Raw genomic sequence first — 20,337 nt, 5'->3', positions numbered from 1 at the left:
AGCCGCAGTCAGATCCAGCGCTTGAGAGACGTGCTGGAGCGCATCCTGCCAAATCTGCCCGTCGAGATCGTAGACCTTTTAGCCAGCCTCGATGCTGCTCCGTCCGCGATCGACCTCAGCAGTCCAGCGTCGCTAACTCCCGCTGCCCGAAGCCAAGGAGCACAGCTTGACCTGCCTGAATTCTTGATGCGCCGCCGCAGCTACAAGTCACGTCGATCGTCGAACTCAGTCGAGTGAGCTGAGCAGTTGAAATCGGGTTTACGACGATCGCTCTTGGGTCTGGCTGACAGAGGCAGGTGATCCCACTGGAATTTCCACGAATACACCGCCGCGGTGCTCTAACCGAAATGCGCTCTGATTCTCGTCGGGCGCGCTTTCTGCAACACCTGTAGCAGCGGCGGTTGGCACTTCTACAAACAAGTCCCCCATGCGCTCGATCGTGAAGTTAGACGAATCAGACGGAAGCGGGTTAACCACTGGCACTACCAAGGGCTCTGCTGGTGGAGAATCCGGCGTCGAATCTACTAGCACCTCGATCGAGTCTGCTGGCACATCGGGCGCTGCCACCTCTGTCTCTGGTGCATCGCCAAACAAGTCATTTAAGCCTTCCAGGGTCAGTGCGGAATTAGCCGAATCAACTGGCTCAGCTGGAGTTGCTGGAGGCGGAACAGGAATCGCCGCCACCGCTGGTACATCGGTAAACAAATCATCCATGCCCTCCAGCGTGAAGGCTGCGGATTCGCTGGTGAGTGGGGCCACGGGATCAGACGATGGTGCATTCGTTGAGGGTACATCAGCAAACAAATCGTCCATGCCTTCCAACGTGAAGGTAGGACCTGCATCCTGGTTCGTTGTCGCAACATCTTCTGGTGAAGGATCTGCTCGATCGACGCGTAAGTCAGGAGAGGGTACATCAGCAAACAAATCATCCATGCCTTCCAACGTGAAGGTAGGACCTGCATCCTGGTTCGTTGTCGCAACATCTTCTGGCGAAGAATCTGCTCGATCGACGCGTAAGTCAGGAGAGGGTACATCAGCAAACAGATCGTCCATTCCTTCCAGCGTGAAGGTAGAACCTGCATCTTGATTCGTTGCTGGTATCGCTGCTGCAGCGTCTTCTAGAGAAGAATCTACTAGATCGGCGTGTAAGTTTAGATCAGGTACATCAGCCGAATTTAGCGACCAGTCCAGAAAGTTCAGATCGTCTACGCTCGCCTGCCCAGCGTCCTCCAAACTTGACAAGTCTTCGCTAAGGCTACTGAGCGTAGATTCATCAAGCCACACTGGCATTGGCCCTTCGCCTACATCGTTGCTGGGAAGCAGGTTCTCGTCAGGAGAGGCAGGAACGTAGAGATCTGGTGTTGCATCGGCCCGAGGCGACTGAGGTGGCTCTTCAGCCGCCCCTAGCGCTTGCCCAAACGCCTCCAGAGTGAGCGCGTCGTCGATCGAGGACGCAGGAGGCAGCGGCTCGGTATTGGCAGCGACAGGCATCGGCTCGTCTTCAAACAAATCCGTCAGCGATCGAATTTCATCTGGCTGAGCCTCTACCAGATCAAACCTGCTCATTGAATCGGCTGTTTCCATAGGCGCATCCGGCTCGATGAGCAGCGTTGGCAAATCTGCTGAGGAGCTCGCGGGAGCCGCGATCGAATCGGGTTCAATTTCAGCAAACAGGTCGCTGAACACATCCGCTTCCATCGTGGCCTCACCCGAATCTGCTGGCGGTTCAGAAGCAGCCAGCGGCACTGTATCCCAGCCTTGGAGCGAATCGGTTACAGGCTCTTCCGTCTCTGAGGCATTATCTGCAGTTGGGGCGATCGTCCCTGTTCCAAACAGGCTTTCATAGAACTCATCGAGATCGTCACTAGCAGCTTCTACAGAGCCACCGACTGATGCACTTGCCCCAGGCGCCGTGTCGCTGAGAATTTGATTAAGCTGCGCTTCGGCATCAGCGGGCGCAACAGTTTCCTGGTACGGAGCATTCAACTGCTCCAGCAGCTTTAAGGCAGCATCAATATCAGTAATCTCTGTGCTAGGTAGCGGGGCTGAACGATCGTCCGCCTCGCTTCGAGTCAGGTCCGACAAATCAACGCGACTAGGTGTAGGCGATAGCTCTATGCCTGCGTAGGGAAACTCCAGGTTGGCGGCCAGATCATCGGAGCGGTTAGCGGGGACACTCTCTGTAGGAACCGCCGTGAGGGCGCGATCGTCCGTTTGAGCTGTCTCTGGTTCGGCGGGTGGCGTTGCGGGCTCTAACTCAGATAGCTGCCCGGACCCCTGTAGGTACGAAGACGCCTCACGCCCTGCTGCCTGCGCCAGATGGTTAATCAGCGCGGAGAACATCATTTCGCCTTGAAGCCCCAAGCTGTGCATTCGATCCAGCCCTTGAGCCAGCGATTCCTGATACGCTTTGATGTCCCGCTGGAGTGCCTCAAACACAATTCGCAGCGTGCCATCCAAGTTCACGACGAGTTGGTCCGAGGAAGACAGCGACGTGTTTGTCACCGAATCTGAGTAGGGTTGCTCGATCGCGGCGGGTAACTCCGCCAGTCGATCGCTGTAGGGCAGCGACGGATTAGAGACTCCCTGCAAACTCTGTGCCATTTGCTGCGGCAGTGATTCTTGTAGCCGACTCATTAGCACCTGTAAAAACTCGGCGATCATCTGCTGCTGGTTTGGCAGTTGAGCCGCCGCCACATAGCTCTGCCGCTGTCCCTCTAGCTGCCGAATTTCTTGCAGCAGCGTGTCCTTCTGGTGGCGAAGGGCATCGAGTTCTGCGACTAGAGGCTGCATTACCCCAGAGCGTAAGTAGCCCATTTCTTGTACGACTGCCTGCAACATCTGCTGCGCGTTTGTCTCGGAGGAGCCGTAGTCCTGCGCCGCAGACAAATAGGGAGATTGGGCAGTCGGGTATTGGACATCGTGAGCCAGCAAGTCAGGACGAGGCTGCCCTGAGTTCTCGACCACCATACGCCGCTGCTGCGCCACAAGATAGTTGCGCACTCGTTCGAGGACGCGTCGCTGCTGAGTTGCTTCTCCAGACATAACCCACGGCAGTCGGGGAGTCGTCTTTTGCAGAACGCCATCAATCTCAGCGATCAATGCTTGAATCTGGTCCTTGGGAAAAGTCACAGTGTAGCCCTTGGGTAAGTACGTGGCAAAGCTAGTGAATCTCCATGCTCCAGTTCAGGAGTCAGCCTCTCGGAGACAGTTGCTTAGCTGACGGCTAGCCAAGCCAACTCGAAAATGGCTCGAATTGAATCGCTGCTACTTGGCAAGTCAGCAGACCCACCCAAATAATGCGACTCTCCGGATGCGTTGAGGATATCAGCGATCGTATCGAACGTTGAGGAGCGTTTTTGGAGACTAATGATTCTAGCATCAAACCTCCTGAATCCTATATTCTCCACAAAGTGTACGCTAGGGACGAAAAGAGGGGACAATATCTCAGAATATTAACGACCTTACACGTCCTGAGTTCAGTTGTGAATGGGTTGCTTACCCCTCTGAGCCAGGTGGAAAGAATCGTGAACCTATAAACTATTATTGTTTACCCTAAATCCACACCTTCCCCGAATCCACACCTTACGGTACACAGCCTCATGGACGATCGCTATCCCTCTCGAGATGCCACGGCTGATATCTCAATCCGCGCTGCGCCCTTCTTTCACGGGTTGCCGGATACGGCTGTGGAGAAAGCCACCGCTCATGTCGTGATGCGGAGCCACCCTGCCAACCAGGTGATTCTGCTGGAGAACGATTGGGGTAGCTCTGTTTACTTCATTTTGAACGGCTGGGTCAAGATTCGCACCTACAACCTGGACGGCAAGGAAGTCACGCTAAATATCTTGGGTAAGGGAGAATTATTTGGCGAAATGGCTCCGCTGGATGAAGTGCCGCGATCGACCGATGTGATTACCCTGGCTCCAACTGTCATTGGCAATATGCCCGCTCAAGATTTTGTCAGCTTGCTGAATACCGAGCCGCAGTCTGGAATTCGACTAGCACAGCTGATGGCGCGGCGATTGCGTCAGGTGAATCGGCGGCTGCGGCTGCGAGAATCGGATAGCACCTCACGGGTCGCAGATATTTTGCTGTTTCTAGCGGATGGGCAGGGCAAGCGCAGCCATCAGGGAACCGAAATCCCTAACTTGCCGCACCGCGAACTCAGCAGCCTCAGTGGATTGGCGCGAGAAACTGTAACGCGGGTGCTGAGCAAGTTAGAGAAGAAGGGCTTGATCGTGCGCGATCGAGATACGCTGACGATCCCTGATACGCACGCGCTGGAGCGCTTGATGATTTGAGGTTGATCGCGCTTATTCAATCTCAATTATTCAACTTCGATCGTCCGAGCAGTCATGGCTGACTGAATGGCTCCAGAGCGACCTTCAATTCGGACGTTTAAGCCAGGACGCAGCGTTCCAGCATCCACTCCCCGACCTTTTTGTCCAATTCTGGTTTCTGCCTGCAGGGCAACTTGATAGCGACCTGTACGGGTTTCCACAATCAACTGTGGAGGTGAGGTTTCCATAACCTCAGCAATTTTGCCTTCAATCATTATTGCTTCACTGGCTGACATCGGTTTCGGCTCCTGAGCAGCGTTAGTAGAGTCCGATGAAACGGATTGATCCCCGTTGTAGGAAGGAGACTGACTCATAAAAGAGATTGATTTATCTGTCCCATCATAGGAAATAGGTTGACCCGATCGACAAGCAATCATCAGGGGGCTGATAATAACCAATCCAGTTAAACAAATCTGCTTCAGTTTTGCGTGCATGATACCCTTCCTTGAAATTCCCTCTAAAAGACGGTGATGAACCTTAGCAAACAGAATGGGGCTGTCATTTAGTCTTAACATGAGGGATCGAGAAGCTAGTTTCTGGTTTCACTAACTGAAACAACGCAGTTCATTCCAGCCTACTTGGTGTTGAAGAATTTGTTTCATTCGGTATGGAGTTGAGTGCTAAGTCGCTTTCTGACTCAGCACTCAAAATTCAATTGAATCAACAGATTTGATTGAGCTAATAGCAAATAGCTATCTCTAGGTTATTTCTGTTGCCCTATTGGGTTTTCAGCAGCAGTCTAAAAATCCTCATTGACTGACAAACCTTCGGAAGACCTCTCCCCCAACGGAGAGGGTTAGGGAGAGGTTGTCAGCGATTTGAGCAAACGATTTGTCAGTCAAATAGCTAAAAACCTAAATTTCTCCACTCCATCATGTTGTCAAACACGGGTTTAATAATTCGGGTTGCTTTGTTGGGGCAACCACCGTAGGCGTGGACTCCAACTGCATGACGTTCACCATTAAGAAAACGCCAAACGGGGCTACCACTTTGCCCTCCGATCGTATCGATCATGTAGGACAATCTACGCTCGGAAACTTCGGTAATTGTTCCAGCATTAAACCACTGAGTTCCAGTCGGTTTGTCACCCGGATAGCCGGAGGTATTCACGAAAAGATTCTTCAGGGAATCATCCGGCATGTAGGCAAATCCAAACCAGCCAACCCGATTCCCCAGCGAATTGTCTGGAAGAATAATGGCTCCGTAATCAAAGTCTGGCTTGGCATCATTGATCCAGCCGTTAACGCTTCTAAATAGCGTACCCACTTGAGATCCGTAGGGTCTGGATGCGCCATCCATGCCCGGAACCACTTCAACTGATCGTGCCCAACCGCCATTTGCCTTGCTGTAGACGCAGTGCCCAGCCGTCATTACCGTACGCGGACCAATGAACCAGCCAGTTCCAACAAATCGGGCATTGTCAGGAAAAGTAATAAACAATTTGCAGATCCAGCGCCAAGGAAGGTTGGTTGCAGGTGAAATCCGTACGCGATCGTCGCTGCCGCAAACCGTTTCCTGCTGCTCATAAACCGTTGTAGCAGCATCTGGTAAAGCTGAAAGTTCCCCATCTAGTTCGACCAGTTCAGACTCAGCACGTTCGTGGAGCGCATTCGCTGGGTTAAATCCAGGAACCAGCTCGATTTCACCACTACTTGCAACTCCCTTAAAATCTGCTGCAAGCAGCGCATCGGTGGGTTGTGTGGCAGGTGGAGACGACTTACCCTCACTAGAAACTGATTCGTGTAGCTGAAGCTGAATGGCTAGATTTGACGAAATGCTTTCGTGATCAGACATAGTAATTTCTCCTGATAGGATTGACCTTGAAAAAAGCTCAAACGATTCTGCCGTCGAATCAATTCGACGCAGATTTTCCGCGCTATTCAGGCAAAAGATGAAGGCTTAAGCTGAAGTCAACGCTTCCTGGTAGCAGTGGAGTTAAATCTCCTTCGCTATCTCTGCTTGCACCATCGTGGCAAACCTAATCAGGCTCCACAGTACCCTAGCGGGTAATATTTGCTTTTATAAGAGAGTTTGTTGGAAACACAGTTTGAAATCAGGGTAATTCAGCTCAAAAACTAATCGCTTTCAAAGCACAGATTACGAAATAATTGCGCAACCTTCTGCAAATCTTTGTCGCCAGGGGCACGCTCCACGCCGCTCGACAAATCAATGCCATAGGGAACAACAAGGCGGAGCGCATCTAGAACGTTGTCAGGTGTCAGTCCCCCTGACAAAAACCAAGGACAGAAGGGTCGAAACTGCTGAAGCGCTGTCCAGTCGAGGGTTTTACCCGTGCCTCCAGGCAGCTTGGGATCATAAGCATCTAGCAACAGGGCGTCGATCGCCCCCACATAGTCGCTTGCTTCGGTTAGCACTTCTGCATTCCGCACCCGCAGCGCCTTAATCAGCTTGACGGTGGGCAGCGCGGTTCGGATCTGCTGGCAGAACTCTGGTGATTCGGTACCGTGTAGCTGAATGCCGTTGAGGTCACAGTCTCTTACTGTTTGATAAATATCTTCCAGCGGCTGATTCAGAAATACGCCAACGCGATCGACCACGGGCTGTCCATCCGCATCCAGCGGCAACTCTGCCACGATCGCCTGAATTTGCTTTGGCGCACAGTAGCGAGGCGTTCCTGGAACGCAAATGAACCCCAGCGCGGTTGCTCCAAGCTCCGCGATCGATCGTCCCTGCGCCACTTGAGTAATGCCACAGATTTTGATGCCCAACCTCATTACAGTGCGCCTTGTGTTCAGCCAGTTTGTCTAAGTGTATCAATCAGGCTGCGCTCAAGTTCTCACTTGCGAGAGTGGGCGTGGCACGATCGACGTTGCTAGGTTGGAACTGTGCCTAGACGCACTGAGCCTGTCTGGGCTAGTTGCGTTGGTGCGGCACTATGAACTCGGCTGTTTCAGGTTCTCCTGTCCTCGTTACGCTGGCAACTGGATTAATGATTGCCTTCGCGGTTCAACTACTGCTGACCAGTTTTGGTATAGCAGCAGGAATGACGGCGCTGGGACTAATCTTCCGTGGCAGATCCTCAGCAAAGGTAAGTGAGGCGGCGATCGAGCGGGACTCGATCGAGGACCCGATCAAGCAATCGTCCAGCAGCGGCACCGCAGGCAAAATTGGCGCCGCGGTTGGCTTAGGGACGCTGTTTACCGTCAACACGGTGCTGTTTATTGCCTGCTTCCTAGCCGTAAAGCTAAGCTTAGTAACGAGCGTGGCGATCGGCGCGATTCTCGGCATCGTGATCTGGTCTGGGTACTTCCTGATTCTTGTGTGGATTGGATCGAGCGCGGTGGGATCGCTATTGGGATCGATCGCCAATACCCTCACGGCAGGCGTACAGGGACTCATCACCAGCGTCAAGACAGTTCTGGGGGGAAAACCAAATCGTCCGCTGCCAGACGCACTTCAAGAGCAGGCTGCTGCTACACAGTCCGGCTTACAGGAGCTACGTCAAGAACTCCAAGCCGTTCGTCAGGATCAGAGCTCGCTCGATCGCAGCCTGCACGAGTATCTGCAAACGTTGCAGCCGCCAAAACCCGATTTGCAGGCGATCGGACGCGAATTTGCCGAGGCGCTGAACGGCTCGGAATTGCAGTCGTTGACGCGGCAGGGACTGTTGACACTCGATCGTCAGACCCTCGTGGACCTTGTTACCAGCCGCACTGATTTCTCGAAGCAGGACGTACACCAGATCGTGGAGCAGCTTGAAACCGTGTGGCGCGAACGCGAGGCTGATCCGATCGCGGATCTAACAACGTTCCTACAGTCTGCGCAACCGGAGCAGTTGACTTCGGAGGAATTGAGCGCGCGCCTCTCGCGTATCCCCGAGCCGTCTACGATGCAAGGGGCTTTGAGCGGACAGATACAGCCGAAGCAGATGATGCAGCAGCTTGCGCGGACCGTGTGGCGGCGAGTAGACCTTTCCGACCTTGACGTAAGCAAAGTAATCCAGCAGCTTCAGGCATTCATTCAGGACGCGCCTGCTGGATCAGAACCCCGATCGTTCAATCCGATACAAACCGATGTTGAAGACTTTTTGCTACAGGCGTACCCGTGGCATCTAACTCGTAAAACGGTTCAGATCGAGTTCAAAGACGTGCTTTTGGACCCGGAAGCCGATCCGATCGCGGTGCTGCGCCAGCTTGAGCCGCTGAATCGAGATGCGTTTGTTTCCCTGCTGCGCCAGCGCGATGATTTGAGCAACGCCAAAATTGAGCGGATTGCCGATCGCCTAGAAGCGGTGCGCCAAGAGGTTTTGGCAACGCTGCAAACCGCTGGCAATGCAGAGTCTCACCGCTTTCTGGCTGAGGTAGCAGACTACCTGCAATCCGCGAAGCTTTCCACCCTCAAACCCGCTGCGATCAAACGTCAACTCAAGCAGATGCTGCAAACCACGGATCTGCCGCTGGAGCAGTGGCGCGATCGACTACAAGCTCTGACACCAGAGGCACTGATTCACGCTGGGTTGGGGACTGAGGGCGATCGCATCTGGAAATTGTTGGCGACTGCCCGCGATCGGCTACTGAGTGACCTTTCCGATCTGCAAACGCAGAGCCAGTCCGCTGTCCAGCAGATTTGGTCGCGTCTTGAACAGTACGTGCGCGACCCCGATCACACACTGACTGTTCGCAATCTCCAGCGTCAGCTTAAAACTCTGCTGAAAGACACCAAGCTTGATCCGGTGCTGCTGCGATACGCGCTGCCAGAGTTCGATCGCGAGGCGGTGATCGGGTGGCTGACGGCACGACAGAATCTGAGCCACGCTCGTATTCTCCAAGTCGCTGATCAATTAGAGAGTTTGTGGCCATCCCTCATTGTAAAGCCTGCCGCAGACCACGCTCCAACAGAAAAACCGCCGCGTCGCGTTGCCGTACGACGTGTGATCGCGGAGGAGGAGCCTGACGTGATTGAGTCCTATTTGCGCGAGGCCGATCGTGAGGACTTGATCGGCGAGGGCGCAGAGACGCTGAAGCGGTTATTCCAGTCGATCGCCCAGCGATCGCCGCAGGCGTTTCTAGCACAGGTCGATCGAACCCACCTTGCTTCATTGCTGTCTCAACGCAGCGATTTGACCGAGGCAGAAGTCCAGCACCTCCTTGACCAAGCAGACGGCGCACGCCAGCAGCTAGTCGAGCAGCTACAGACGCTCCAGCAAGCGGCGCAAACGGCTCTCAGCACGCTGCTCGACCAATTCCGCCAGTCGCTTAGCGCAATCGAGCTACCTGAACTCGACTACGATCGCCTCAAATCCGAGCTGTCACAGCTTCTCGCTGAACCGCAAACCCAGTTGGAAGCCTTGGGGGACGCGATTACCGATCGCTGGCAAGACGCCAATCGTGACGCCATCACCGCCCTGCTGAAAGCGCGGGACGACATTTCTGAGTCCTTTGCTCACGAGGTGGTAGACCGCATCGACGCCGTTCGACTGGGCGTTCTGCAACAAGCCAATGCGCTTCAGCAAGACGCCAACCGCCGCATGGATGCTCTTAAACAGCAGGCGCAGCAGCAAGCAAGCGACGCTCGTAGCGCGATCGCCATCGCGGCTTGGTGGCTTTTCAGCACAGCGCTTTCCTCGGCGCTGACGGCTGCCCTCGCCGGAGCGATCGCCGTGGGCGGTTTAAGTATCTTTCCAATTCCCTAATGGCACACACCACGAATTAGATCTTCTAAAAATTCCTTGGGAGAGCGTGCCTAACTCTAAACTCAAGCATCGGTCCTAAATCTCGCTCTTAGCTCTGCGTTTACGCCAGAAACCTAAAGCTGCCCAATTGTACTAATTCGGAATTCGGAATTGCAGAAGCTCAATTTCGTCAGTGGTTCGGTCGCTGGAATTTAGAGAGTTGATAATACAGCAACAGTCTTGCTATATGTTCTTGCCAGCAATTTAGATGCGTTTGCCCTAAAGCCCTGCTTGAATACTTTGCCTTACTGAGCCATTTCACGGGAGCCAGTTGCACACGCGATCGATCGATCGGCTGAGTCGTACCGTGGTGCAGGTGCTTTACCTGCTGCCTTGGCGTCAGATTCACACAGCAGCGTTACCACTGCCGCATCGCTACCGCTTTGGACAACTGCTGTAATGCCGGAGAAAGGCTTTAGAGTAGGGCTAAGCGACTGAGCAAACTGAACAGCGTAAACGCGATCGTCCGGTCCCGTATTCGTGCCGTAGCGGTAGTTGATGGTCTGTTGGGTAATATCTAGACCCAGATCTCCCAAGCTGCTAGCAAAGCGGGAGTGCTCTAACAGATGCGCCTGCTGAGCACGATTCATGCTGCCCACGTAGGTCTTTGCCTCTGCCTGCTTAGCTTTGTTTGCCTGATCCAGAAACGATGGATAGGCGATCGCCGCTAAAATTCCTCCAATGACCAGCGTAATTGTTACCTCGAGTAGGGTAAATCCCGTTTCTCTGCGCCGACAAGCCCGCAGCAGTGCCACGACCCGTATTGTGTTCACAGCGACTCCTAAAAAATTTTCTTAATACGGACGACGATCGATGCTGACCTGATGCTACGTTCTACAAACTTCTCAGTAGAAACCAGGGAAAAGCACTGATCGTGCCCCAAATCTTACGGTGTCTTTATGAACAACAAATTTTGGTTATTACGGTTGCAAAAAGTACCAAATCCGCATAACAGCTAACGTTCCTCGTCTCTTTCTCCTGTGCAACGAAATCTAACTCCATCGAGGGAATCGAGAGCGGGATCGCTTGAGATAAGGTCAGGGAAAGCGATATGAATAAAAATGGAGACGAAACCATGAGCACAGACGATAAGATTCATCAGCCTGACGATAAAATTCACCAGCCTGAGTTTGGTAAAGGAACTGCTGGCGATCAGTGGGCAGTACAGACGGCGCAATCAACCGATGTGAATCCGCCCGATGAACGAATTCCTTCCAACGTAGACGTAGGACTGAACGAGAAACAGATTGCAGCTGCCGCTGAGCAGGAAGAAGGAACTGACCTTAAGACTACTGATGGCTACGTAATTAGCGAGTCGGGACAAATCGACAACTTCGCAGTTGAGCCACCGATGTACTACGAAGACGAGAGCGGAAAGCGAGTTCCTCTTGAGGACTAAATATGCATAGCCGTTATCCATCGATGTGAAGCTAGAGGCAGCTTGCACGTTGTTTAGCCAACCTGCACAAGAGGGGTCAGTTAAGCAGAATGCTTAATCGCTAATGGCTAACGGCTATTAAAAGCGGATACCGACGCCACCCTGGACTGAAACGGCAGTATTCCCGCCTCTCCGGTAGGCGTCGAAGGCAATAATTGCGTTGCCGAACACGATAAAGTTACTGTTTGGTAGCGCGTAGTCTACCCCAGGTTGCAGCACAAAGCTTGTTTTGTTGCCCACGGGAGTTGTACTGTCGCCAGTGACGATCGAGGCTCCCGCGCCAATGTAGGCATCGGCACGCCAAGACAGCGGAATGTCGTAGGACACCGTAGGCACGATCGCAGTGCTGTTGCCAAATAGAACTTGTCCGCGAACGGAGACGGGAAGTGTCAGAAGCTTGTAGCGAGCAGCTAATACGCCTGTAGTCCGGCTTGGCTCTCCCCCATCTCTGCCGCTGGTTAGTCCGAAGGATGGACCAATTCCAACGTAGCTGCCATAGGCAGCTTGAGCGCTTGCCGATGTGGGAGACAGCACGCTTAATCCGGCAGCGATCGTCGTTCCACCTAAAACTCCTAGCCCCCACTGCCGCAGCGCTGTGGTGATCTTGTTAATTTGAAACGGCTTGGACGATTGCATAATGCTTCTACTCCTTGACATTTGGCAGCAAGGGCGCGACTGTAATTCAATTTAATCCAAATTGCCAGAATTGACCGTTTTTTTCAGATTGGGCAACTGGAAATTGAGAAGCCGAGCTCTTGATAACTTAACTAAGTGAAACGACGCTTAGATTTAATTTCTCTCGCTATTCTATTAGTATGGCAGACTCTTCTTCGCTATACGATCGCTATGTCGATCTGATTGACCAAATCATTCAATCCACCTTAAAGGGCAACATTCGCTCAAAAGAGCAGGTCTATCGCCTGCTTGTGGATGGAGTGCAAGTGGGAACAGGTGAATTGTTTGAGCGATCGCTGCACGATCGCCTCACTCATCTTCAGCAGCAGGCAGACACGGAAACGAACGAATTTCGACAGGCAAAAGCCACCCGCAGTTTACGAGCGCTGCAAACAATTCAGGGTGAGTGGACGCGCTGGCAAACGCAAAATCAGGCATCTGCTGCCATCTCTGCGACAGCACAGCACCTGATCGTTGTGGACCCTGCTCAACGCTTAGCGGTATTTGTACAGGCGATCGATCCCAATCGCGCTCCGATGAGCGCTGCCCAACTCAAATCGCTTGCCGCCATGCTGCAACAGTCAGCGGCGCTGAGTTCGGACTGCGACTTGCAGGAGGATGTGCAGCAGCTTGTTGAAGGTATTACTCACGGTCTGGAGTCTTCGAGCCGCTTGCAGGACCATCTGGTGAGTTGGATCTACGAGCAGGAGCAGCTTGGCTTTGGTGGTATAGCGGGACAGCGTAATCCCTGGACCACTTGGGCAAAACAGCTAAGCAATCCGCTACTGGTGAATTTGTTTCAAACTCTGTCGCTGAATCGATCGCCTGTTGAATTTATCGAGCAGCAGCCGACGATAGACGTCGCAACTTGGGTGGAACTAGCGCTGGTGTTGCACTCTCTCCAGCAGGGGTTAGTTGCCTGGTTTGATCAGCACGTCTACGATTCCAAGATGGGCACAAAGCTTTCGATTTCGTCGTTTTTGATGTTTGCGATCGTCTGGTCCCAGCTAGCGCGTGGCTTTGAGCAAGCGACCCAATTGAACTCCTTTCATCGCGATCGCTTTGCCGGAAGTGCCTTCCAAATTACGCTGCAAATTCTGCGGGTGTTCTCGCAGCGATCGTACTTTCCGCTCTACGGCGGCGTCTATGCGTCGTTTCCGGGTAGCCAACTGCGCAGCGTGGTAGATTACCTGAATGAGCCACTGAAGCGGGCAGATGCTACGCAGGAGAAGGCGCGAATCCTAACGCTGATTGGCTCCTCTGAACGGGCGCAAGGACAGCTTGATCGCGCGATCGAATTCCACAATATTGCCAGAGAGTTGGCAGCCGAAGCGGAGGATCGCCCCTGCGAAATTGCCAACCTCAATCACCTCAGTCGCACGTACGCCATGCAGAAGCGCTATGCCGAAGCGGTCGCCTACAGCCAGCGCGCTCTGATCCTAAGCCGTCAGACGGGCGATCGTCAGGGTGAGGCGAACGCGCTCGTTAACTTAGGGTACGGCGAAGTGCTTCAGGCACACCAGCGCGAACAGGCTGACCCCGACGCGTATGAGTTTGCGATCGGCTATTTGCAGCAGGGCGTGACGCTAGCGGACGATCTGGGCGATTATCAGAGTCAAGCGTTTGGATTCAACAGTTTGGGCATCGCGCATCTGGTGCTAGACCAACCCCAACCCGCTGCAACGTATCTGGTAGAAGCCCTGAAAGCGGCTCAGATGGCAGGCGACCTCTATCTTCAAGGAATTGACTTAGCGTACTTGGCGGAGGCGTACTATCGGCTGCAATCGCTTCCTGAAGCAATTCACGCGGGATGTCTGGGCATGTACTACCTGGACGCGATCGCCTCGCGCGAGTGGCAACAGCCTGCGGGACTGCTCACCGTGCTGCGTGGGCAGATGGGTGATGCTTTTCAAACAACGCTAGAAACGCTGCGACGCCAGTTAATTGCCGCGATCGGCGTTGATGGATATGACCATTTGCCAACGCTGCTCGATCGCTACCGCAACCCAGACCGCGACGATGTTTAATCGCTAATATCTAATTGGTAGCCCAATCAGCCGCTTGAATCCACTGCTGAAAGGTCGTTAACTGAACAGGGAGTTGCCGCAGCACTGGAGTCATATCCACTGCCCCATCTTCTAGATGAACTGCTCGCCAACGGTAAATATTGGCAATTTCTGTTCCGACGGGTTCACCAAACGCCTGATTTAAGCCCTGCTCAAACCCATCGATCGGGATTTCTTGATAGGTGAAAGGGCGATGAAACACGTGCAAAAATTGCTCAGCAATTTCTTCTCCACTTAGCGCTTCAGGACCACCAATATCGAACGCGGTCCCCGCTAGTTCTGGACGTTCTAAGGCTGCGACGGCTAGCGATGCTGCATCGTCTAAGCTAATCCAGGAAGTCTTCACAGTTTTTGGCAACGGGTAAGCCACGCTGCTTTGATGAACAATGCTGGGAGCTGACCAGGGAGCCGCCAAATTATCCATATAAATAGGCGGACGCATGATGATATTCGGTACGCCACTTTGATGTAGATACTGTTCTACCTTTCGTTTGATTTCAAATGCTGCTGCATTGGTAATTTGCTGTGGAATGAAAGTGCTGGTATTGAATACCAAAAGATTAACTCCAGCAGCACGAGCAGCATCAATTGTGTTGTAGCCTTGAGCAGTAGCTACATCAAACCGATACTCCATCGGCAGAACAAGAAATACTCGATCGATCCCTTCATTTGCCTGCTTCAAACTCTCTCGATTCTCAAGAGTTCCTACCGCAATTTCTACATTGTTAGAGAACAAGGAATGCGCTTTATCACGATCGCGAACAAACACACGCACGTCATAACCTTTCTGCAATAGCTTTCGCACAACAGGGATACCTTGTGCTCCAGTTGCCCCATAAACAAGAATTTTCGCTGAAGAATTACTCATGGTTTAAACCTCACTTACGTAGGAAGAAGACCGAGTTCAGACAGAGAGCACAGCAGAGTTAATGCCAAAACGCTGTTCTGTCTTTGCCTTTCTCAAAATCTTAAATTTTACAGATTCTTAAAGGTTAACGAGCACGCTGTTTACCGCCTACCTGAAGAATCTTGTGTATCATCAGTGTGAGTGAAGCCTGCTAATATTTCAAGTACGTACAATTTTGTAGGGTACTATCAAGAAGTAGCGTATAGGATGCTAGACAGATGCAACGTGAGCAGTTTCAGTGCCCAATTGAGGTGGTCGTTGATGTGGTTGGCGGAAAGTGGAAACTTCCTATTCTCTATCAGTTGTTTCAAGGAACAAAACGATATGGAGAGTTGAAGCGCCTTGTTCCTGAAGCAACTGAACGAATGCTAACGTTACAACTTCGAGAATTAGAGCATGCAGGAATTGTGCAGCGCACCGTGTACCCAGAAGTCCCTCCTAAAGTGGAGTATTCGTTGACAGAACTGGGTTTAAGTCTAGAGCCTGTTCTACTAACAATGCTCGATTGGAGTGAGAAGTATTTACGGCTGCAGGAGGAGCGATTACGCAATGCTAATTCAACGCTTTCTGCCGTCTAAAGAATCTATTTCAGCCGTGAGGAAATGAAGATAACTGCAAGTGAAGACGATCGATCGACTTCGCAATGGAAGTTCCTGATTGGGTCGAGTAAGCGTTTCCTTAATTTGAGCGAGAAGCAATGCTAGTACAGAACCAGCACTGCTTTGTGAAAACGCAAATTATTCATTTCTATTTCGCGGCTCAACTACCGATCGCGATCGTGAGCAATGCCGCTGCTGCCAGTGCTGCGACCGTCCGGACATGGTTCCAAATTGTCCAATTGGCAAGGTAGTTGGTTCAGAAGCTCGCGCCTTCAGCGCTGTCTGGTTGGACGATCGCTAGCGCATCATTCAGCGGCACATTGAGCACGATCGTCACCAGAAGAGTGCCAATGAAGTAAAGCAGACTGCCGACAAGCAGATAGGCAGAACCGGGTTGATGCCATCTGAGCAGCGAGAAGACACTCAGAACGAGGCAAGCGGCGGCGGTTCCAAGAAACGCTGTCATAAACAATGGATTGATCACCGTGATATTGATGGATTGCATAGCGGCAATGCCCTGCGCTGGCTGGAGTCGGGCGAGGGCGTTCATCACGAAGGCTGAGAAGGCGAAGAAAACTCCGGCTATTAGCCCGCAGCCAAGTGCTGAGAAAAGCTTCAATGCGAAAAGCCAGTCGTCAACCGTTTCCATAAAGCCTCCTGCAAATTACTGCTCAACAGATTGATCGAATACAGATAACCTTGGTCAGTTAGCCAATTCTATTTATAAAATGTATTGCAGCGACTTGTTAGATTGCGAAACAATTAGCGAACGGTTCGTTCACCAACTGCATCCGCAAGCTTTATCAGACCATAGTATCCCAAATCGTCTTCGTATCAGCAAACATTCGAAAACGGCAGACCTTACTATCAATAAGATCGTAAACGTGTGCGGCAGCAGCACAAAATGACTTCTGCGTTTGTCGATCGCAACCAACATAAGCTCCAATGACAATCACAGAATTTCCCGCATCAAGGTACCGATCGATGCGGAACGAAAATTTTTCCCACCGTTCATCATTAAACTTGAAGACTCCTTCAACCACTGATGCGGCACCTTGGTAAGTTGCACCTTGCGGAAAACCTTCATTTTGAATCCATTCTAGGTCAGGAGTGCAAATGTGCAAGAAAGTATCGTAATCCTTCTCGCGGAAAGCTCTGTATAGCTCCTGAATAATTTCAAGATTTGTCATCTGTAGCTGTTACAGGCACTCTTGTTTGCGCTGGCTAGTACTAACTTAATGAGTAACTCAAGCTATCTAACTCTATGGTTGAACGATCGGATGCTGCATTGCTAATGCTCCCACTAATTGAGCGACTTGGGTGCGAGCATTGGCGATCGACTGTGCCAAACTGGTGCCACCAAACTCATCGTTCTCAACAGGAATAAAGGTGATGTCGGTGATGCCAATAAATCCAAAGACCGTTCTTACATAAGGGTCTTGATAATTCATCTTTTCGTTGCGTTCACCCGGTCCAAAGCCAGAATCACCACGCGCTGTGATGACAACCATTTTCTTACCCAATACCAACGGTTTGTAAGGATTTGTAGCATCTTCTGGCTCAAACACAAAGGTTCGCCCTGCACGCACAATCTGGTCAATGTACGCTTTAAACGTGCTGGGAACGCTGAAATTGTACATAGGAATGCCAATGACGTAGAGATCCGCCGCTAAAAACTCATCCACCAACTGATCGCTAATGCCGATCGCTGCCTGAGCCTCAGGAGTTCGTTGCTCCAAGGGTGCATAGGCTCCAGCAATCCACGGTTCATCCACATGGGGAACGGGATTGCGACCTACATCCCGATACGTGACGCTATCAGTCGGATGAGCCTGCTTCCAAGCCTCAACAAATTCTCGGGTGAGTCTGCGAGAGTGCGATCGTTCACCACGGGGACTGGAATCGATGTGTAATAGATGTGCCATAGTTTCTCCTGATCCATAACTATCTCAGCTTAGGGAAATGCCTCATATCTAGCTGTCTAATTCCTGTGTGACTATCAAAATCTTGCGATCGGTTTTCAGGCTTTTTGGCAGGAGTTACCGCAAAGTGAATACAATCGGAACGAGACGAATTGGGTTTGTATCATGAAGGCTTCATGCGACCATCAACCTGAACCGACCTGCTCACCCATTTTGTCTAGTCGAAACCAGGGTTGGGAAAACATTCTGGTTGAGCAATTCCAACACCCGTCTGGAGAGGGGAGAACCCATTACACCAGCGAACATATGATCTGCCTCTCTCTTGCATCTCGTCCGGTGCGCTTGCTGCAAATTAAGGGAGGCAAAACTCATACAGGGCTGTACGGGAAAGGAGATATTTCCATCACCCCTGCAAAGACACCGTTTTTTGCCCGTTGGGATGGAGATGATCACTATTTGCAGATTCGTATTGCATCTCGTTTCATTCAAAACGTTGCCCGAGAAACCATTAACCAAGATCCCGATCAGCTGGAATTACTTCCCGAATTTCGGACCCGTGATTCACACATTGAGTCGATCGGACTGATGTTATTTTCTGAATTAAACGAGAATTTAGGCGGAAGACTCTATGTTGAATCTCTGGCAAATGTTTTAGCCGTGCATCTGCTCAGGCAATATTCTGCTGCTAAACCTCGCCCTTCAAGCTACGAGGGCGGATTGCCTCAACGTCAGGCAATTCAGGTCTTGGAATACATTAATGAACATTTAGACCAAGACATCAAGCTCGCGGATTTGGCTGCACTGCTGGACATGAGCCAATTTCATTTCAGTCATCTGTTTAAGCAGTCGATCGGAACAGCCCCCTACCAATACCTGCTCCAGCAGCGGATAGAACGGGCAAAACAGTTGTTGAAGCAGACGGACCGATCAATTATGGACATTGCCTTCCTGTGCGGCTTCAACAGCCATAGCCATTTGACCAAACAGTTTCGGCAATTCACAGGTGTGACGCCGAAAGCGTACAGGCTGAATTGTACCAATTCGTAATTCGGAGTTCGGAGTTCGTAATTCGGAGTTCGGAATACTCGCTGCGCGAGAAGTAAGTTTAGGTCTGCCGCTGCAACTGCCGATCGCGCTTTTGATGAAAAGCCGCCTTCAAACTATGCGATCGTCTGCTGATAGCAGATAGCTGCTACGCAGTCGATCGTGCGATATTCAACGCAACGGCTTCTGCGACCTTGATGCCGTCAATGCCTGCGGAAAGAATGCCGCCTGCATAACCAGCACCCTCACCCGCAGGGTAAAGACCGCTAGTATTTAGGCTTTGATACTCTTCGTTGCGCTTAATGCGAATGGGAGATGAGGTGCGCGTTTCGACCCCGGTTAACACGGCATCGGACATGGCAAAGCCGTTAATCTGTTTGTCGAAGGCGGGTAGTGCCTCACGAATAGCCGCGATCGCGTAGTCGGGCAAGCTCGTACTCAAGTCACCCAAATGCACTCCCGGCGCGTAAGACGGTAGCACAGAGCCAAAGGCATGAGACGGACGATCGGCCAGAAAGTCTCCGACAAGCTGCCCCGGAGCGTTGTAGGTGCTGCCGCCTAGCTCAAAGGCTCGTTCTTCCAAATGCCGCTGCAGGGCAATCCCGGCTAGCGGATGCCCCGGATAGTCATCAGGGGTGATGCCGACCACGATCGCACTGTTCGCGTTGCGCTCGTTGCGTGAGTACTGGCTCATGCCGTTGGTGACAACCCGTCCCGGTTCGGACGTAGCGGCGACAACCAAACCACCGGGACACATACAAAAGCTATAGACGGAACGACCATTCTGACAGTGATGGACTAGCTTATAATCCGCAGCGCCTAGCAGTTTGTGACCTGCCTGATCGCCAAACCGACAGCGATCAATCAGCGTTTGTGGATGCTCAACCCGAAAGCCAATGGAAAACGGCTTGGGTTCGATGTAAACGCCGCGATCAAACAACATTTGAAACGTATCGCGGGCACTATGACCGACTGCAAGCACCACATGCTGGCTGGCAATATATTCGCCGCTAGCCAGGGTGACGCCTTGCACCTGCCCCTTCTCGATATGAATGTCTGTCACTCGACTTTGAAAGCGAATTTCGCCGCCGAGAGCTTCAATTCGGGCACGCATGCTTTGGACGATGCCGACCAGCTTGAAGGTGCCGATATGCGGCTTATTGACGTAGAGAATCTCCGGTGAGGCTCCAGAATTGACCAACTCGTTCAGCACCTTGCGTCCGTAATGGTTGGAATCTCTTACCTGACTGTAAAGCTTGCCATCCGAAAAGGTGCCCGCGCCGCCTTCACCAAACTGCGCGTTGGATTCTGGGTTCAGGCTGTCTTTCTTTTTCCAGAAGGCAAAGGTGTCTGCGGTGCGATCGCGCACGGCTTTCCCACGCTCTAATAACAGGGGACGAAACCCCATTTGCGCCAGTAGCAGTCCGGCAAACATGCCGCAGGGACCTGTACCAATGACGATCGGACGATTAGCCAGATTGTTGGGAGCGTGCGCCACCAGACGGTAGCTCATATCTGGCGTTGACATGACGTGAGGATCTTTTTTCAGGCGTTGCAGCAGAGACTTTTCCTGCGTAGTCTCCACATCCACAATGTAAACAAGCGTGATCTCTCCTTTCTTACGGGCATCGTGGCTACGCTTGAAGATGGT

16 protein-coding genes and 2 pseudogenes are annotated in these 20,337 nt (G+C 52.0%); 7 read left to right on the top strand and 11 right to left on the bottom strand.

Going from position 1 to position 20,337, the window contains the following annotated elements; genetic code table 11:
- A pseudogene (locus tag H6F43_RS06205) lies at nt 1-237 on the top strand (hypothetical protein); the annotation flags it as partial.
- A gap of 21 nt (nt 238-258) precedes the next feature.
- On the opposite strand, the gene H6F43_RS06200 reads toward H6F43_RS06205, so the two are convergent.
- Nucleotides 259-3,132, bottom strand: a complete 2,874-nt coding sequence (locus H6F43_RS06200; RefSeq protein ID WP_190341712.1) for a hypothetical protein — start codon at nt 3,130-3,132, stop codon at nt 259-261.
- A gap of 470 nt (nt 3,133-3,602) precedes the next feature.
- Between H6F43_RS06200 and H6F43_RS06195 the strand changes: the two genes are divergently transcribed.
- A complete protein-coding gene (locus tag H6F43_RS06195; protein ID WP_190341710.1) occupies nt 3,603-4,304 on the top strand; it encodes a Crp/Fnr family transcriptional regulator in 702 nt (233 codons plus the stop codon).
- A 26-nt stretch (nt 4,305-4,330) separates the two neighbouring features.
- Here the strand turns inward: H6F43_RS06195 and H6F43_RS06190 are convergent, their stop codons facing one another.
- From H6F43_RS06190 to H6F43_RS06180, 3 genes are all read right to left on the bottom strand, one after another.
- Nucleotides 4,331-4,657 carry a hypothetical protein gene (locus H6F43_RS06190; protein WP_190341708.1) on the bottom strand — a complete coding sequence of 109 codons (327 nt, stop codon included), beginning with the start codon at nt 4,655-4,657 and terminating at the stop codon, nt 4,331-4,333.
- A gap of 532 nt (nt 4,658-5,189) precedes the next feature.
- A complete protein-coding gene (locus H6F43_RS06185) occupies nt 5,190-6,137 on the bottom strand; it encodes a trypsin-like peptidase domain-containing protein (RefSeq protein ID WP_190341706.1) in 948 nt (315 codons plus the stop codon).
- Between the two features lie 281 nt (nt 6,138-6,418).
- A complete protein-coding gene (locus H6F43_RS06180) occupies nt 6,419-7,072 on the bottom strand; it encodes a phosphoribosylanthranilate isomerase (RefSeq protein ID WP_190341718.1) in 654 nt (217 codons plus the stop codon).
- A gap of 167 nt (nt 7,073-7,239) precedes the next feature.
- Here H6F43_RS06180 and H6F43_RS06175 point away from each other — a divergent pair, with 167 nt between their 5' ends.
- The gene (locus H6F43_RS06175) at nt 7,240-9,996 is read left to right on the top strand and encodes a hypothetical protein (protein WP_190341704.1); all 2,757 of its coding nucleotides are present in this window, start codon (nt 7,240-7,242) and stop codon (nt 9,994-9,996) included.
- 284 nt (nt 9,997-10,280) lie between these two features.
- On the opposite strand, the gene H6F43_RS06170 is transcribed toward H6F43_RS06175, so the two are convergent.
- A complete protein-coding gene (locus tag H6F43_RS06170; protein WP_190341702.1) occupies nt 10,281-10,808 on the bottom strand; it encodes a type IV pilin-like G/H family protein in 528 nt (175 codons plus the stop codon).
- A gap of 278 nt (nt 10,809-11,086) precedes the next feature.
- On the opposite strand from H6F43_RS06170, the gene H6F43_RS06165 reads away from it, so the two are divergent.
- Nucleotides 11,087-11,434: a hypothetical protein gene (locus H6F43_RS06165; RefSeq protein WP_242025377.1), complete on the top strand. Its 348-nt coding sequence runs from the start codon at nt 11,087-11,089 to the stop codon at nt 11,432-11,434.
- 117 nt (nt 11,435-11,551) lie between these two features.
- Here H6F43_RS06165 and H6F43_RS06160 read toward each other — a convergent pair whose 3' ends face one another.
- Entirely contained in the window at nt 11,552-12,109 is a 558-nt protein-coding gene (locus H6F43_RS06160) for a porin family protein (protein ID WP_242025375.1), read from the bottom strand.
- A 179-nt stretch (nt 12,110-12,288) separates the two neighbouring features.
- On the opposite strand from H6F43_RS06160, the gene H6F43_RS06155 reads away from it, so the two are divergent.
- A complete protein-coding gene (locus H6F43_RS06155; RefSeq protein ID WP_190341700.1) occupies nt 12,289-14,175 on the top strand; it encodes a tetratricopeptide repeat protein in 1,887 nt (628 codons plus the stop codon).
- 10 nt (nt 14,176-14,185) lie between these two features.
- Here the strand turns inward: H6F43_RS06155 and H6F43_RS06150 are convergent, their stop codons facing one another.
- Entirely contained in the window at nt 14,186-15,082 is an 897-nt protein-coding gene (locus tag H6F43_RS06150; RefSeq protein WP_190341699.1) for an NmrA family NAD(P)-binding protein, read from the bottom strand.
- A 257-nt stretch (nt 15,083-15,339) separates the two neighbouring features.
- Here H6F43_RS06150 and H6F43_RS06145 point away from each other — a divergent pair, with 257 nt between their 5' ends.
- On the top strand, nt 15,340-15,699 hold the full coding sequence (locus H6F43_RS06145) for a helix-turn-helix domain-containing protein (RefSeq protein ID WP_190341698.1): 360 nt from the start codon (nt 15,340-15,342) through the stop codon (nt 15,697-15,699).
- 181 nt (nt 15,700-15,880) lie between these two features.
- Here the strand turns inward: H6F43_RS06145 and H6F43_RS06140 are convergent.
- The 3 genes and pseudogenes from H6F43_RS06140 to H6F43_RS06130 form a co-directional block, all read right to left on the bottom strand.
- Nucleotides 15,881-16,369 (bottom strand): annotated as a pseudogene (locus tag H6F43_RS06140) (anthrone oxygenase family protein).
- A gap of 154 nt (nt 16,370-16,523) precedes the next feature.
- Complete coding sequence (locus tag H6F43_RS06135; protein WP_190341697.1) at nt 16,524-16,910, bottom strand: nuclear transport factor 2 family protein; 387 nt, start codon at nt 16,908-16,910, stop codon at nt 16,524-16,526.
- Between the two features lie 72 nt (nt 16,911-16,982).
- On the bottom strand, nt 16,983-17,645 hold the full coding sequence (locus tag H6F43_RS06130) for an FMN-dependent NADH-azoreductase (RefSeq protein WP_190341696.1): 663 nt from the start codon (nt 17,643-17,645) through the stop codon (nt 16,983-16,985).
- 162 nt (nt 17,646-17,807) lie between these two features.
- Between H6F43_RS06130 and H6F43_RS06125 the strand changes: the two genes are divergently transcribed.
- On the top strand, nt 17,808-18,689 hold the full coding sequence (locus H6F43_RS06125; RefSeq protein ID WP_190341695.1) for an AraC family transcriptional regulator: 882 nt from the start codon (nt 17,808-17,810) through the stop codon (nt 18,687-18,689).
- 145 nt (nt 18,690-18,834) lie between these two features.
- Here the strand turns inward: H6F43_RS06125 and H6F43_RS06120 are convergent.
- Nucleotides 18,835-20,337, bottom strand: a 1,503-nt coding sequence (locus H6F43_RS06120; RefSeq protein WP_190341693.1) for an NAD(P)/FAD-dependent oxidoreductase, incomplete at its 5' end; no start/stop codon positions are given.

The sequence above is a fragment of the Leptolyngbya sp. FACHB-36 genome (genome assembly GCF_014695955.1).
Lineage (GTDB): Bacteria > Cyanobacteriota > Cyanobacteriia > Leptolyngbyales > Leptolyngbyaceae > FACHB-36.
The sequence above is the reverse complement of the archived record's forward strand: the minus strand, read 5'-3'. Positions and strand labels throughout refer to the sequence as shown.

Bases quoted from the DNA above. Each gene is read 5' to 3' on its own strand.
- H6F43_RS06195 (WP_190341710.1), top strand. From the start codon at position 3,603: ATGGACGATCGCTATCCCTCTCGAGATGCCACGGCTGATATCTCAATC.
- H6F43_RS06190 (WP_190341708.1), bottom strand. From the start codon at position 4,657: ATGAGTCAGTCTCCTTCCTACAACGGGGATCAATCCGTTTCATCGGAC.
- H6F43_RS06185 (WP_190341706.1), bottom strand. From the start codon at position 6,137: ATGTCTGATCACGAAAGCATTTCGTCAAATCTAGCCATTCAGCTTCAG.
- H6F43_RS06175 (WP_190341704.1), top strand. From the start codon at position 7,240: ATGAACTCGGCTGTTTCAGGTTCTCCTGTCCTCGTTACGCTGGCAACT.
- H6F43_RS06165 (WP_242025377.1), top strand. From the start codon at position 11,087: ATGAATAAAAATGGAGACGAAACCATGAGCACAGACGATAAGATTCAT.
- H6F43_RS06160 (WP_242025375.1), bottom strand. From the start codon at position 12,109: ATGCAATCGTCCAAGCCGTTTCAAATTAACAAGATCACCACAGCGCTG.
- H6F43_RS06155 (WP_190341700.1), top strand. From the start codon at position 12,289: ATGGCAGACTCTTCTTCGCTATACGATCGCTATGTCGATCTGATTGAC.
- H6F43_RS06150 (WP_190341699.1), bottom strand. From the start codon at position 15,082: ATGAGTAATTCTTCAGCGAAAATTCTTGTTTATGGGGCAACTGGAGCA.
- H6F43_RS06145 (WP_190341698.1), top strand. From the start codon at position 15,340: ATGCAACGTGAGCAGTTTCAGTGCCCAATTGAGGTGGTCGTTGATGTG.
- H6F43_RS06135 (WP_190341697.1), bottom strand. From the start codon at position 16,910: ATGACAAATCTTGAAATTATTCAGGAGCTATACAGAGCTTTCCGCGAG.
- H6F43_RS06130 (WP_190341696.1), bottom strand. From the start codon at position 17,645: ATGGCACATCTATTACACATCGATTCCAGTCCCCGTGGTGAACGATCG.
- H6F43_RS06125 (WP_190341695.1), top strand. From the start codon at position 17,808: ATGAAGGCTTCATGCGACCATCAACCTGAACCGACCTGCTCACCCATT.